The organism is Allokutzneria sp. A3M-2-11 16 (genome assembly GCF_024213555.1).
Taxonomy (GTDB): domain Bacteria; phylum Actinomycetota; class Actinomycetes; order Mycobacteriales; family Pseudonocardiaceae; genus Allokutzneria.
On the sequence record NZ_JANAVO010000001.1, the window covers coordinates 707,941 to 721,816 of the forward strand.

The window sequence follows — 13,876 nt, forward strand, 5'->3', positions numbered from 1 at the left end:
TTAACGGCCATGTGGACGAAGAGCGCGACCGAGCTGGCCGCCGCCGTGCGGTCCGGAGAGCTGGGGGCCGCCGAGGTCATCCGCGCTCACCTCGACCGCATCGCCGAGGTCAACCCCGCGGTCAACGCCGTCACCAGGACCTTGGAGCGCGAGGCGCTGGCCGCGGCCGAAGACATCGACCGGCGCAGGGCGGCCGGAGAACAGCTCGGCGAACTGGCCGGGGTTCCCTTGACCGTGAAGGAGAACATCGACGTCCGAGGCTCCGCGACGACGCACGGCGTGCCCCATTTCGAGCACGCGATCGCGGAGGCGGACGCGCCGCAAGTGCGGCGGCTGCGCGAGGCCGACGCGATCCCGATCGGCCGCGCGAACATGCCTGACCTGACTCTCGGCGGCAATGCCACGACCAGCCAGCTCTTCGGCACGACGGTGAACCCGTGGGACAGCACCAAAACCCCGGGTGGGACCAGCGGCGGGGACGGCGCGGCCGTCGCCTCGGGCATGGCCGCGCTCGGGCTGGGCAACGACTCCGGCGGCTCGATCCGGCTCCCGGCGATGTGCTGCGGCGTCGCGGGGTTGAAGGCGAGCCACGGGCGCCTACCGTCCGATCACCGGGTCGCCGGGACCGAACCGACGCTGGCCTCGCAACTGCTGCCGGTGGACGGGCCGATCGCCCGCACCGTCGCTGACCTCCGTGCCGCTTTTCGCGTCCTGGCCGGGACCGATCCGAACGACCCGCTCGCCCTCCCCGTGCCGTTGGACGGACCGCCGTTGGAGGCGCCGATCAGGGTCGGTGTGGTGGCGAACCCTGGCGGATTCGGTGTGCACCAAGGCATTCGGGCCGAGGTCGAGCGAGCCGCCGCCACGCTGAGCGATGCCGGGTACGCGGTCGAGGAGGCCGAGCTGCCGCGCTACCCGGACGCCCTGGCCGCCTACGGGAAGTTGATCAGCACGGAGTTCACGCTGTCGTGGCCGCGCATCCGGCCGCTGCTGACCGAGGAGAGCGCCCGGCACCTGGAGCTGTCCTTCGAACGCATGCCGCCGTGTTCCCTGGCCGACTACGTGAGCGTCATCGGCGAGCGGCACGGAATAGTCCGGGACTGGATGCGGTTCCAGCAGCGGTACCCGCTGGTGGTCGGCCCGGTCTGCACACAGCCGATCGGTCCCGCTCGCCCGCGGGTGCTCGGCCCGGAGGAACACATGCGTGCGACGTTGTCGATCAGCCTGAACACCGCGACCTCGCTCGTCGGCGTGCCCGCGGTGGCGGTGCCGACCGGAGTCGTGGACGGTGTGCCGATGGGGGTCCAGGTGATCGGCGCGCGCTTCCGCGAGGACCTGTGCCTGTCGGCGGCCGAGGTGATCGAACGGCGGTTCGGCACCTTCACCCCCGTGACGCCAGGCTGGAAAGGCGAGCAAGCGTGGACCAGGTGACCGCGATCCGGTACGTCACACCGCTGCGCGAGGGCGGGTCGCTGCCGGGGATCATGGAGGCCGACGACCTCGGCACCTACGTGGTGAAGTTCCGCGGCGCGGGCCAGGGCCGCAAGGTGCTCGTCGCCGAGGTGGTCAGCGCGCGCATCGCCCGCGCGCTGGGCCTGCCGGTGCCGGAGCTCGTCACCGTCGAGCTCGACCCGGTGCTCGCCACCAGCGAACCCGACCAGGACATCCAGGACCTGCTGCGCGCCAGCGGCGGCCTCAACCTGGGCATGGACTACCTGCCCGGCGCGCTGGACTTCAACCCCACGGCGTTCTCGGTCGACTCGGAGTTCGCCGGGCGGGTGGTGTGGTTCGACGGCCTCATCGGCAACGTCGACCGGTCCTGGCGCAACCCCAACATGCTGTCCTGGCACGGAAAACCGCACCTGATCGACCACGGCTCGGCGCTGACCTTCCACCACAACTGGCCGCGCCGGGAGGCGTGGGTGGCGAAGCCGTACGACGCGAGCGACCACGTGTTGATCGACTTCGCGCCAGATGTGGCCGCCGCCGACGCCGCGCTCGCCCCGCTGGTCACCCGCGAGCTGCTGGAGGCCGCCCTGGCCCATGTCCCGGACGCCTGGCTGGCGGAAGAGCCCGGCTTCGGTGACACCGCGGAGCTGCGCGCGGCGTACGTCGACCAGCTCGCCGCGCGCGCCGCGGCGAGCACCGCGTGGCTGCCCGACCCGACGATCAGGAAGGATCGGACCCCATCCAAGGTCGGGGCGAACCGGCCGGACTGGCTGACCAAGGGCGGCGGGAAGTGACCGAGCGGCGGCACGTCTTCGAGTACGCGGTGCTCCAGGTCGTGCCGCGCGCCGAACGCGGCGAGTCGATCAACGCCGGGGTGCTGCTGTACTGCCGCAGGCTGGACTACCTCGGTTCGCGGACGCACCTGGACGTGGACCGGCTGCGCGCACTCGACCCCACGGCGGACCCCGGCGACATCGGGCGCGCGGTGCAGGCTTTCGCGGAGGTCTGCGCGGCCTCGGAACGCGCGGGCCTGGCCGCCGACGAGGAGATCGGCCGCCGGTTCCGCTGGTTGACCGCGCCGCGCAGCACGGTCGTCCGCGCGGGCCCCGTCCACACCGGACTCACCCTGGACCCCGACGCCGACGCCGACCGCCTCCTGCGCCAGCTCGTCCTCCCCGTCCACTGACACTTCACGTCCGCTGGGCACGTGCGGGTTGATGGGTACGGCACTAGCGTCAGGGGATGGCGAGCTTTCCCGCGTGGGCGAACGAAAAAGCGGTTGTTGTGCCTTACCAGGAGGTGTGGGCGGCTCGGGCGGCGGAAGAACGCGCGCGGCTCATTGAGGTGCTCGCGCCGTGGTTGGTCGAAGGCGTGGAGCACGTTGGTTCGACAGCCGTGCCAGGGCTCGCCGCGAAGCCGATCGTGGACCTCATGGCTTCGGTGCGCGATCACACCGACGACGCGGCGCACGCACCGCTGATTGACGACGGATGGCACCTAGTGCCGCCGGAGCTGGACGTGCGGCCATGGCGACGGTTCTTCATTCGCCCGGACTCCGCGGGGCTGCACCGCGTCGCGCACCTGCACGTGGTCTCCCCGGGACATCGCCGTTGGCGGGACCAGATCGCGTTTCGCGACGCACTGCGCGCCGATACGGCTTTGGCCAGCGAATACGCCGAGCTGAAGCAGCGGCTGTCGGCGGACCACGGCGCGGACCGCGAGGCGTACACGGCGGGCAAGTCCGAGTTCGTCGGGCGCGTTCTGCGAGCATGCTCTAGCGGTTATATGCCTGACGAGTTACATTAGCGCCGTGTCCACCGTCTTCGAGGTCGTCGCCGAGCCGAGCCGCCGCCGCATCCTGGACCTGCTGCTCAGCCGCCCGCACCTGGTCGGCGAGCTCAGCGAGGAGCTGGGCCTGACCCAGCCGGGCACCTCCAAGCACCTGCGGGTGCTGCGGGACGCCGGGCTGGTCCGGGTCCGCCAGGAGGCTCAACGCCGCTGGTACGAGCTGAACCCGGCGCCGCTCACCGAGCTGGACGGCTGGCTCCAGCCCTACCGGCGGCTGTGGGCCGGGCGGCTGGACGCGCTGGAGGACTACCTCGACGTGATGACCGAGCCCGAGAACGAGTGAGGAACCCATGGCCCGCAACGGCGAACTGAGCGCGGTCGACGGCCGCAACGTGCTGCGTTTCGAGCGCCCGCTGGCGCACCCGATCGCGAAGGTGTGGCGCGCGATCACCGATCCCGACCACACCAAGCACTGGTTCCCGGCCGCGATGAACACCGAGCTCAAGCAGGGCGCCACGATCCTCTTCGTCTTCGAGGGCGATGACGGCGCGCCCACCAAGGGCACGATCACCGACTTCGAGCCGCCACACCTGTTCGCCTTCACGTGGGAAGGCGAAGTGCTGCGGTGGGAACTGCGCGAGGACGGCGACGGCTGCGTACTCGTGTTCACCCACGTCTTCGACGACCGCGCGGGCGCCGCGAGCTTCGCCACCGGCTGGGAGGGCTGCTTCGTCGCGCTGGACCAGCTTCTCGCCGGTCAGGACATCACTGACGCCGCCCCGTACGGTCCGCGCCACGACGAGTACATCGGCCTGTTCGACCTGGCGCGCGGCGAACTGCGCGACACCGCGGACGGCTGGGAAGTCCGGTTCGAGCGCAACCTCACCAAGCCGCAAGCGGAAGTCTGGGACCTGCTCACCGAGTCCACCCCGGTCGGCACGCAGCCGCCCTTGCGCTTCACCAACGGCTTTGTCCCGGCCGGACCCGTTACGGCGGTCAAGGAGAACGAGCTGCTGGAGTACTCGTGGGACGGCGGCGTCGTCCGGTGGGAGCTGCGGCAGGGCTACGGCGGCGCGCGACTCGTGCTGACGCAGACCGGAACCGCGGCTCAGGCCGACCAGCGGGCGAAGGCGCTCGGAGCGTGGCACCTGCACATCGACCTGCTCGCGCAGTGGTTGCGCGGCGAGACCCCGTGCTGGCCGGAAGGACGCGCCGAGGAGCTGGCGGCGGAGTACACCGAGCAATTGAATCCCGGGTGAGGGCTACACCCCTCTATCGACATCTTGACCAGGGAAATCGTCGGAAACCACTTACCCTCCGGCCATGACCAGCCACCCCACCACGTCCACGCTCGCGGTCGATGTCGTCGACGGCATGGAACGCGTTTCCGGCGCATATCCCGGATATCGCAGGGCGCACGCGCGCGGCGTGTGCTTCGACGCCACTTTCACGCCGAGCGGTGACGCGGCGGGGCTGACCACCGCGGCCCACCTCCAGCACGAGCGGGTGCCCGCGACCGTGCGCTTCTCCAACTCCAACGGCAGCCCGCACACCCTGGACGGCGCGCGGGCCGGGCGCGGTATGGCGGTGAAGTTCCACCTGCCGGACGGCACGGCGACGGACGTGGTCGCGGTGAACCTCCCGGTGTTCCTCGCCTCGACGCCGGAGAACTTCCTGAACCTGTTGGGAGCACTGGAAAAGGACCCTGTCACCGGAACGACCGACCCCGCTCGGGTCGCCGCGTACATCCAGCGGAATCCCGAAGCGGCCGCGGGTTTCCAAGCGGTGGCGACGATGCCGATCCCGGTCAGCTACGGAACGGCCCGCTACTGGGCCATCCACGCGTTCGAGTGGACGAACGCAGCGGGGCTTCGCCGGTTCGTGCGCTACCGCTGGGAACCCGGCACCGGCGTCCACGATCTGTCCGAAGTGGACGGTACGGCTCAGGAACCCGAGTACCTGACCGGAGAACTGGTGCGGCGCCTGGCGGACGGCCCGGTCGGCTTCACCCTGCGCGTGCAGCTGGCCGAGCCGGGCGATCCGACCGACGACGCCACCAAGGAGTGGCCCGCGGACCGCGAGGAGATCGTCGCGGGACACCTGGAGATCACCGCGCCCGTGGCCGACCAGGAGCACTGGGCGGCGGAGATCTTCGACCCGACCCGGATCACCGACGGCATCGCGCTCTCCGCGGACCCGATCCTGGCGTTCCGCCACGACGCGTACGCGGTCTCCTACGACCGCCGCTCCCACAACACCTGACGCGATCCACCAACCTCGGTTCACGCCGCAGTTAGGGTGTCTTCAAGTACCACGCACCTCCACCCCGAGCGTCTTCAACCGCACCACACCCCAGCGCGCCTCCGGGGTTTGTCGTCGTTAAAGACCGCTGGGGCGGGGGTGCGGTGTACTTGAAGACCGGCGGACTACCTGGCACATGTTCAGGCGCGCGAGGTGTGTGGTGCGAGCCTCGATCGGTCGGCCTGGGAGTGGGGATTTGCGTGCGGATGGTCGCTGGCGGCGTGATGGGGTCGGCCTTGGAGGGGAGGAGTTGGGTGGGGGGCGTTGGCAGTGCGAACGGGGTCAGCCGCCGCAGCCTCCGCAGCCGCCACCGCCGCAGCCGCCTCCACTGCCGCTGCAACTGCTGCCGCTGTCACCGCCGCTCCCGCCGCTGTCCGCGCCGCCGCTGCCGGACACCGGCGGCGGGGTGTAGGTGAGCGCGTCCTGGATCTGCGCGTCCGGGTAGACCGCCAGGCCACCGAAGAGGACGGCTCCGGCGGCGAAGCCGAACGTGGAAACGCCGACCAGGTCCGGCTCGTCCGCGTTGTGGTCGTGGCGGTTGCGGGCCTCGGCGGCCACCCGGTCGCCGAGCACGGTGCGCTTGCCCGCCCGAGCGCGCGCGGACGCCTTCCTCGCGACGAGCGCGGCGATCCCCGCGATCACCACGAGCGGGATCAGGAAACCGACCGGGCGCGCCGCCGATACCCCGTCCACGAGCCGGAGCACTCCAACGGCACCGACCACGAGGAACAGCGTGGAGACCCACCGCAACCGGGACCGGACCACCGCGGCGGGCACCAACAGGCCCCGGTCGGCGAGGTCGTCGGCGATCGCGTCGCAGGCTGCAGAGCTCGTCGCCCGTTCCACGACGGTTCGCGCCCGCACGGTGTTCGCCTTGTCCAGCACGGCGTTCTCCAGCGCGTCCGAGGTGGCTCCGCCGGAAGTACGGCTCACCAGCCCGGTGCTGGCGATGCGCAGCCGCCCGTCCGCCAGCAACGTTGCCAAGGCGGTTTCGGTCGCGCGGCGCGCACCACTGACCAGGAAGGCCAGGTGGTACGGCGGCGGGATCAGCGCGCCCGCCTGCGCGCCGTGATCACCGGCCCGCCGCTGACGTCGGGCCCAGACGCCGTTCAGCAGCAGCACACCCACGATCAGCGCGCTGTACCAGGCGAGAAACGCCGGGCCGGAGATCCCCCACGGTTCGGTCACGGTCAGCCACCCCCAGGAGTCGACGGACTCCGGGCGAGGCTAACCCGTGACGAGCCGTTCCGGTGCCGCCGTGTCCGAGCTGTGTCGGGAATCGTGCTGTAGCAACACGTTCTCGATGAGCTCGACGAGAACGCCCTTCACCGAGGCCCGCTTCCGCGCGTCGCAGTGCACGATCGTGGTGTCCGCGGAGACGCCGAGCGCCTCGCGCACCTCCTCCGTCTCGAACCGGTCGGCCCCCTGGAAGGTGTTGACCGCGACGACGAACGGCATCCCCCGCTCCTCGAAGTAGTCGATCACCGGGTAGCAGTCCTCGATCCGCCTGGTGTCCACCAGCAGGATCGCGCCGAGCGCACCGTCGGACACGTCGTCCCACAGGAACGAGAAGCGCTCCTGCCCGGGCGTGCCGAACATGTACAGCACGTACGACCGGTCGAGGGTGATGCGGCCGAAGTCGAAGGCCACCGTCGTGGTGCTCTTGTCCGGCAGCACGGCGATGTCGTCGATGCCGACCGACACCTCGGTCATGGCCGCCTCGGTGGTCAGCGGCTCGATCTCGGAGATCGCCCCGATGAACGTCGTCTTCCCGACGCCGAACCCGCCGCTGACAACGATCTTGACCGGCAGCGGGCAGGCTGCCGGGACGTGCTCAGAGTGCCCGGACAAGGTCTCTGATCCTCTCGATGGCGTGACCAGAAAGGGCGGTGGACTCCTGGTGGTCCAGGAGGTCCTCGGCGATGAGGTCGGCGATGAGGATTCGCGCGACGCCGAGTGGTACGCCGATGCCGACGGCCACCTCGGCCACGGACAGCGCGCGCTCGGCGCACAGCCGGACGATGCTCAGCCGCTCGAACTCCAGCTCGGAGTCGGCGGCGGCGGGACGCGCCCGGACCAGGGTGTCCACCCGGAGCCCGCCCTGGCGCGGTTCGGTACGGCCACCGGTGACGATGAAGGGCCGGACGAAGGCGTCCCCCGCCTCGGCCGGACCGGCGGCGGCCGATCCGGGTCGGTGCGCCGTGGACCAGGCGTCGCGTGAGCGCAGGCCGGGAATCATCCGGGAGTCCGGAAGTCGGGGACTGTCGGTCATAGCGCCAGCTGCCCTCGCAATTCGGTGATCAACGCCGGGGTGAGCAGATCGCCCGCCCGCTCGGCGAGCACGGCGATCTCGTATCCGATCAGGCCGATGTCGCAGTCCCGTTCCGTCAGCACGCCGATCGAACTGCCGTCGCCGATGGAGGAGACCAGCAGGAAGCCCCGCTGCATCTCGATCATGATCAGTTTGAGGCCCTCGAACTCGTACCGCCGCGCGGCACTGCGGCTCAGGCTGACCAGGCCGGAGACGATCGCGGAGAGCTGGTCGGCCTCCGTCCGGTCCAGACCGCCCGAGGTGGCCAGCAGCAGCCCGTCCGAGGAGACCGCGACCGCGTCCCGCACGGCGTCCGTGCTGCGGACGAAGTTGGCCAGCAACCAGTTGAACGTCTCAGGGGTTGTGTTCAGCTCGGCCGTCACCTGGGATCCTCTGCATTCTGGTGTGACACGGTGTGCGGACCGGCCTGGTCCTCCGATGAGCCGCGGAACGCGCTCTCACCACGCTTGTGACCGCCCCGGAAGTCCGAGAGCATGCTGCGCACCTCGGCGGGCGTGCGGTCGGCGACCGGCGGTTTCGACACCGCGCGCACGCTCCGGTTCTGGCTCGTCGCCTGGTCGCGGGGGACGCGCTTGAGCAGTCCGTTGCGCGTGCGCTCCCCGCTGGGGCGCTGGTGCTGGGTGACGTTGTCGGGAGCCGGTTCGGCCTCCAGCACCGCGACCGGCGCGGGGGCCGGTGCGGCGGCGGGCGGCTTGGGCTGCGGCGGCGCGGAGATCGCATGGGCCCTGCGGACCAGCTCGGGCTCGTCGTCGGCATCCGTCCGCGTCGCCGGTCCGGCCACCAGGAGGGACGCGGGCAGCGCGATCCGCGCGGTCACCCCGCTCGCCGGGGACTCGGCCAGGCCCACCTGCACACCGAGGCGCTTGGCGAGCTGGCCGACCACGTAGTGGCCGAGGAACCGGGTCGGGGCGACCAGGAAGTTCTCCTCGCCGTCGAGCCTGGAGTTGGCCTTGGCGATCGCCTCCGCCGTCATGCCGATGCCGTGGTCGATCACGGCCAGCGCGTAGCCGGAGGGCACGCGGCGGCCGTAGATCTCGACCTCCACCTCCGGCGGCGAGAAGGACAGCCCGTTCTCGATCAGCTCGGCCAGCATGTGCGCGATCTCCGCGGCCACCGCGCCCGCGACCAGCTGGTCGTCGATCCGCCGGAACACCACCCGGTGGTAGTCCTCGACCTCGGCCAGCGCCGCGCGGATGACGTCGACCACCGGGAGCGGTTCGGTCCACTGCCGGGGGCTGGTGGTGCCCGCGAGGACCAGCAGGCTCTCCGCGTTGCGGCGCATGCGGGTGGCGAGGTGGTCCAGCTGGAAGAGGTTGGCCAGCACGGCCGGGTCCAGCTCTTCCTGTTCCAGGTCGGTGATGAACGCGAGCTGGCGGCGCAGCAGGTTCTGGTTGCGGCGGCCCAGGTTCGCCATTGACTCGCTGGTGTTGCGGCGCAGCACGGTCTGCTCGTTGGCCAGCGCGAAGGCGGTGGACTGCACCCGGTCCAGCGCGCGGGTCACCGAGTGGATCTCCGCACCCGCGCCCGCAGGCGCGCGCATCGGCTCCGGCGGTGGTGGCCGCTCGTGCTCCCGCGCGGTCTGCAGCGCGGCGACGGCCTCCGGCAGCCGCCTGGTCGCGATGTCCTCCGCGTCCTCGGCGAGCACGGCCAGCGGGCCGATGATGGAGCGGTTGGTGTCGATGAACAGCCACAACAGCAGCGCTACCACCAGCAGCACCAGGAGCACGACGACGACCAGTTCCGTGGTGGCGTCGCTCTGCAGCGCGTCGGCGCGCTGCTGGATGTCGTCGGCGACGCTCTGCAGCACGCCCTGGAGCTCGTCGATGTAGGCGGTCGTCCAGTCGTGGTGCGCGCGGGAGTTGACCCGCTCGGGCAGCACGCCGCCGCCCGAGGCGACCGCGATCCGTTGCGCCCTCGCGATGTCCGCGGCGATCTTCGTGCTCTGCGCGCGGTCCAGCCGCTGCCGCTGCTCCGGCGTGGCCTGCCGGGCGAACTCGGCGAAGGCGGCCTGCTTGTTGGCGATGATGTCGAGGAGGGTGACGTACTCGTCGTCCCGGAACCGGTTGCCGGAGGAGTTGAAGATGCCGTTGAGGAACGACCGCTGCTGCCCCATCCGTTCCTTGGCGGTGGCCAGGGAGCGCAGGGCGAACAGGCCGTACTGCAGTTCCCGGTCGTTGACCAGGTTGAAGTCGAGGTAGCCCTGGTTCAGCGAGGCGATGCGCTCGGTGAAGTAGTCGTGGCTGGCGTTGAAGCCGATCGACTTCGAGTCGATCTTGGTGCGGGTAGCCGGGAGGTCGCTGAGCCGGTCGAGCATCGGCCGCACCGCCGCCGCGGTGTCCACGGGCACCCGGCCGAGGAGCTGGAGGACCTCGCGCTGCGCCGCGTCCGTGCGGGCCCGGTACTCCTGGAACAGCTGGCCGAACTCGTAGTGGCCGGAGAGGAACACACTGCTGAGGCCGCGTTCGCGCTGGACCTCGTGCACCAGCCGCTGCACGGTGATCTCGGTGGTCACCGAGTCGGAGGTGGCGCGGGCGGCGACGTCGCGCCCGATGACGGAGAAGACCTCGACGCCCAGCACGACGACCACGACCGTGAGGCAGAGCACGAGGATGCGCAGCAGCCTGCCGCGGATCGTGCCCGCCGGATGGGTCTCGCTCGGCGGCGCGGTCACCTGTCTTGGACCGTCCTCGGAACCGGACGATGATCGGTGACCTGCGCTCACATGGACCTCCACCGGGCCTGGGGGCTTCATTGCCGACCGCGACTCAAGCTGCACCGTGATACGGCACCCGATGACGCGGCGCAATCATCATGCGACACCGCGAACCCGGCGAAGACCGTGTCAGACCCCTGTGCTAGCAACGCGAACTATCCTCAGTGGACGCACCTTGAGCAGGGACGACACCGGAGAGTCCACAAAGGCCGGTCCGGTTGGCGCCGCCCAAAACCTCACCCTTTTGAGCGAGCTGGCCGGTCGAACGGACGTTTCGGCTCAGCGCATCTTGAAGATCTTCACCGGCTTCGCGGGCGCGCCGTCGAGCGGGTCGGTCGGCCCGGGGATGATCCCGTTGGCCACGATGCGGTCCAGGACGTGCATGCCCTTGGTGACCTTGCCCAGTACGGTGTACGCGGGCTTGATGTTGGCGAAGCTGTGCACGATGAAGATCTGCGAGCCGTTGGTGTCCGGCCCGAAGTTGCCCATCGCCACGGTCCCGCGCGGATAGGTCTCCTTGCCGGTGACCTCGTCGTCGAACTTGTAGCCCGGGCCGCCCTTCTCGGCGGCGTAGACGTCGCCGCACTGCAATACGCCCAGCCGCGCGGAGTTGGTCAGCCTCCAGCACTGCGTCTTGTCGTAGAACCGCTGCCGCGCAAGAGAAAGCAGGTTGTGCACCGCGCACGGTGCGTTGCGGCGGTCCAGCCTGAGCTCGACGGCGCCGTAGTTGGTCTTGATCGTCACGTCGACGGTGCCGCGCGCCTTCGCGATCGGGTGCGGAGCGCGGACCGGCTTCGCGGCGGGGTCGTCCGGGGTCGGGGTGAACACGCACCGGGCGAAGACCGGAGCCGCCTGCGCGGGGACCGCGACGGCCAGGGAGGTGAGCAGGGCGGCGACGACTGCGACTGACCAGCGCTTCCTCATGCCGGTCAACCTAACGAGCCCGGCCGGGCGGGGGAAGGCTGCCGAACGGCGCAGCTTTCTCCGCAATCCCGGAAATATTGATCGCGCAATCAGTTAAGGGGGCGACCGGAGGACGGTAATGACATCCGTTTGGATGCATGCACACCCATGGAGGGCACCCTACAATCGGGGCGTTCTGCAGCCCTGCGCAGCGAGAAAGAACGCCCGAAATCACCTGCTACCGCCATATAGGTGACACCCTTCCCCCATGCCTTAAATGCAGCGGAGGTATTTCCATGTTGAGAACCGCGACGGTCGCCGGTGTGCTGTTATCCCTGCTGGCGGTGCCCTCACCGGCACTGGCCGACGACTCGCCGCCTCCGCCCGGAAAGATCACCGTCGACGTGGTCAGCGTCAACGGCTCCGGCTGCCCGGCGGGCACCACCGCGGTGGCGGTCAACCACGACAACACCGCGTTCACCGTGACCTACAGCCGGTACCTCGCCCAGGCGGGCGGGACCGCCGACCCCACCGAGATGCGGAAGAACTGCCAGCTCAACCTGCGGGTGAACGTGCCGCACGGCTTCACCTACGCGGTGGCGCAGGCGGACTACCGCGGCTACGCCAACCTGGCGGGCGGCGCGACCGGCATCGAGCAGGCCAACTACTACTTCACCGGCACCTCGCCGACCGCGCACGTCCGGCACACCTTCCGCGGCCCGCTCAACGACAACTGGCAGGCCACCGACAAGACGGCGATCGCCGATCTGGTCTACGCCCCCTGCGGCGAACAGCGCAATCTCAACGTCAACAGCGAGCTGCGGGTGAACAAGGGCGGCTCGGGGGCGCACAGCTTCATGTCGATGGACTCCACCGACGGTAGCGTCAACACTATTTATCACTTCGCTTGGAAGAAGTGCGACTAGCTTCCCCGCGAAACGCGCACCGGGCGCGACACTTCCTTCGGGAGTGTCGCGCCCGGTTTTTCTTCACCCCGACAAAGAAACAACGTTTGCATTCGGCTATTCTTGACGGGTGACGAACCCCGCGCACGCTGCTGTCCTCTACTAGCTCCGGCGAGCCAGTTCCCCCCACGCGCCACCGTGCCCACCGAGGCCGGGGGCGCGTGTTCAGGCATCGCCGAGCACAGCAGCGGAAACGGACTCGTGACAACTCCAGCACTCCAGCTCGTCTCGTGGACCGAGGCGGGCCAGCCCCGGACTGCCCACTGGCGGTCCGCGAACGGCGCATTCCCACCGGCCTCCGTGGTCGCGGTGGACGACACGATCTCGGCCGACCAGGCATATCGGCTGGCCACCGACGGCGTGGCCATGTTGTGGCGTGGCGACTTCCAGAACGCGCGGCAGTTGCTTCGCGCTCTGGGCGGACGCATCCCCACAACGCCTGCTCCGACGTTCCAAGCCCACCGTCAGCATCAAGCACGTCGCGCTCGCGTACTCGCGATGGTCTTGGTGCTGTTGGACTCTGACTACGTGCTGGACCTACGGCGCGCACCAGACGTTCGTCAGGCGTGCACCGAAGTTCACGGACAGGCGAAGACTCCGTCCGTAATGCCGCTACGCGAACTTCTCGGTGTCGTAGGCGCACACGAGTGGCGTAGGAGCGGCGTGCGCGTCCCGGAGCTCGACGCGCGGATTCGGCCGCACTACGGCGTTTTCTCGCCAGTACGGGGCGAGTACGTGCGGCTCGTCGCCGAAGCACCTCTACCCACGCGCACGTTGGCCTTCGACATCGGAACCGGCACGGGTGTACTCGCCGCCGTGCTGGCGCGCCGTGGCGTTGAGCGCGTTGTCGCCACCGACCAGGACATGCGGGCCGTGGCGTGCGCGCGAGAGAACTTGGCCGCGCTCGGCTATGAGGACCGCACTGAGGTACAGCGCGTCGATCTCTTCCCGCGCGGCCGTGCTCCTCTGGTGGTGTGCAATCCACCGTGGCTCCCCGCACGGCCGACTTCTCCGTTGGAGCGCGCGGTGTACGACCCGGGCAGCCGAATGCTCTACGGCTTCCTCGACCGTCTTGGCAGACACCTCACACACGGTGGTGAAGGCTGGCTGATTCTTTCGGATCTCGCCGAACGCCTGGGACTGCGTGCACGCGCGGATCTGCTGGCTGCCTTCGATCGCACGGGCTTGGAGGTCGTAGGACGCTCAACGACCACGCCGCAGCACCCTCGGGCGTTCTCACCGGAGACGCCGTTTCACATGGCACGCGCTGCCGAGATAACTACGCTGTGGCGCGTTCGTGTGAGAGCGGACACACAACGTCCCGCGAGACCTGAGGGTCCTTAAGGGCATGAGCAGATCCCCACTTGCCCGCCTGGACACGTGTTCCCGTAGGGCCTATCGCTGGTTCCTGACGGGAGCAGGTGC

15 protein-coding genes are annotated in these 13,876 nt (G+C 69.8%); 9 read left to right on the plus strand and 6 right to left on the minus strand.

All coding sequences use genetic code 11. The features are described from left to right. Positions 1-9 precede the first annotated feature (9 nt). The 7 genes from NLX83_RS03550 to NLX83_RS03580 all read left to right on the plus strand — a co-directional run bounded on the left by NLX83_RS03550 (position 10) and on the right by NLX83_RS03580 (position 5,499). Positions 10-1,431: an amidase gene (locus NLX83_RS03550; RefSeq protein ID WP_254233422.1), complete on the plus strand. Its 1,422-nt coding sequence runs from the start codon at positions 10-12 to the stop codon at positions 1,429-1,431. Then, a complete protein-coding gene (locus NLX83_RS03555; RefSeq protein WP_254233423.1) occupies positions 1,428-2,243 on the plus strand; it encodes a HipA family kinase in 816 nt (271 codons plus the stop codon). Before NLX83_RS03550 ends, NLX83_RS03555 begins: the two co-directional genes overlap by 4 nt. Continuing rightward, entirely contained in the window at positions 2,240-2,635 is a 396-nt protein-coding gene (locus NLX83_RS03560; RefSeq protein WP_254233424.1) for a DUF3037 domain-containing protein, read from the plus strand. Before NLX83_RS03555 ends, NLX83_RS03560 begins: the two co-directional genes overlap by 4 nt. Positions 2,636-2,691: 56 nt before the next feature. After that, positions 2,692-3,255 carry a GrpB family protein gene (locus NLX83_RS03565; protein ID WP_254233425.1) on the plus strand — a complete coding sequence of 188 codons (564 nt, stop codon included), beginning with the start codon at positions 2,692-2,694 and terminating at the stop codon, positions 3,253-3,255. 4 nt (positions 3,256-3,259) lie between these two features. After that, a complete protein-coding gene (locus tag NLX83_RS03570; protein WP_254233426.1) occupies positions 3,260-3,580 on the plus strand; it encodes an ArsR/SmtB family transcription factor in 321 nt (106 codons plus the stop codon). A gap of 7 nt (positions 3,581-3,587) precedes the next feature. Further along, entirely contained in the window at positions 3,588-4,496 is a 909-nt protein-coding gene (locus tag NLX83_RS03575; RefSeq protein WP_254233427.1) for an SRPBCC family protein, read from the plus strand. A 64-nt stretch (positions 4,497-4,560) separates the two neighbouring features. Next, complete coding sequence (locus NLX83_RS03580) at positions 4,561-5,499, plus strand: catalase family peroxidase (RefSeq protein ID WP_254233428.1); 939 nt, start codon at positions 4,561-4,563, stop codon at positions 5,497-5,499. Between the two features lie 321 nt (positions 5,500-5,820). Here the strand turns inward: NLX83_RS03580 and NLX83_RS03585 are convergent, their stop codons facing one another. The 6 genes from NLX83_RS03585 to NLX83_RS03610 all read right to left on the minus strand — a co-directional run bounded on the left by NLX83_RS03585 (position 5,821) and on the right by NLX83_RS03610 (position 11,507). Continuing rightward, positions 5,821-6,726: a TIGR04222 domain-containing membrane protein gene (locus tag NLX83_RS03585; protein ID WP_254233429.1), complete on the minus strand. Its 906-nt coding sequence runs from the start codon at positions 6,724-6,726 to the stop codon at positions 5,821-5,823. Between the two features lie 39 nt (positions 6,727-6,765). Next, on the minus strand, positions 6,766-7,389 hold the full coding sequence (locus tag NLX83_RS03590; RefSeq protein WP_254233430.1) for a GTP-binding protein: 624 nt from the start codon (positions 7,387-7,389) through the stop codon (positions 6,766-6,768). Next, the gene (locus NLX83_RS03595; protein ID WP_254233431.1) at positions 7,373-7,810 is read right to left on the minus strand and encodes a DUF742 domain-containing protein; all 438 of its coding nucleotides are present in this window, start codon (positions 7,808-7,810) and stop codon (positions 7,373-7,375) included. The genes NLX83_RS03590 and NLX83_RS03595 overlap by 17 nt, the downstream gene beginning before the upstream one ends. Next, complete coding sequence (locus tag NLX83_RS03600) at positions 7,807-8,232, minus strand: roadblock/LC7 domain-containing protein (RefSeq protein ID WP_254233432.1); 426 nt, start codon at positions 8,230-8,232, stop codon at positions 7,807-7,809. Before NLX83_RS03600 ends, NLX83_RS03595 begins: the two co-directional genes overlap by 4 nt. Next, positions 8,229-10,541: a sensor histidine kinase gene (locus NLX83_RS03605; RefSeq protein ID WP_254233433.1), complete on the minus strand. Its 2,313-nt coding sequence runs from the start codon at positions 10,539-10,541 to the stop codon at positions 8,229-8,231. Before NLX83_RS03605 ends, NLX83_RS03600 begins: the two co-directional genes overlap by 4 nt. 321 nt (positions 10,542-10,862) lie before the next feature. Beyond that, a complete protein-coding gene (locus tag NLX83_RS03610) occupies positions 10,863-11,507 on the minus strand; it encodes a peptidylprolyl isomerase (RefSeq protein ID WP_254233434.1) in 645 nt (214 codons plus the stop codon). 275 nt (positions 11,508-11,782) lie between these two features. Here NLX83_RS03610 and NLX83_RS03615 point away from each other — a divergent pair, with 275 nt between their 5' ends. Both NLX83_RS03615 and NLX83_RS03620 read left to right on the plus strand, forming a co-directional pair. Next, positions 11,783-12,412 carry a DUF4360 domain-containing protein gene (locus NLX83_RS03615; RefSeq protein WP_254233435.1) on the plus strand — a complete coding sequence of 210 codons (630 nt, stop codon included), beginning with the start codon at positions 11,783-11,785 and terminating at the stop codon, positions 12,410-12,412. 348 nt (positions 12,413-12,760) lie between these two features. After that, positions 12,761-13,795 carry a class I SAM-dependent methyltransferase gene (locus NLX83_RS03620; protein ID WP_308209267.1) on the plus strand — a complete coding sequence of 345 codons (1,035 nt, stop codon included), beginning with the start codon at positions 12,761-12,763 and terminating at the stop codon, positions 13,793-13,795. Positions 13,796-13,876: the final 81 nt, after the last annotated feature.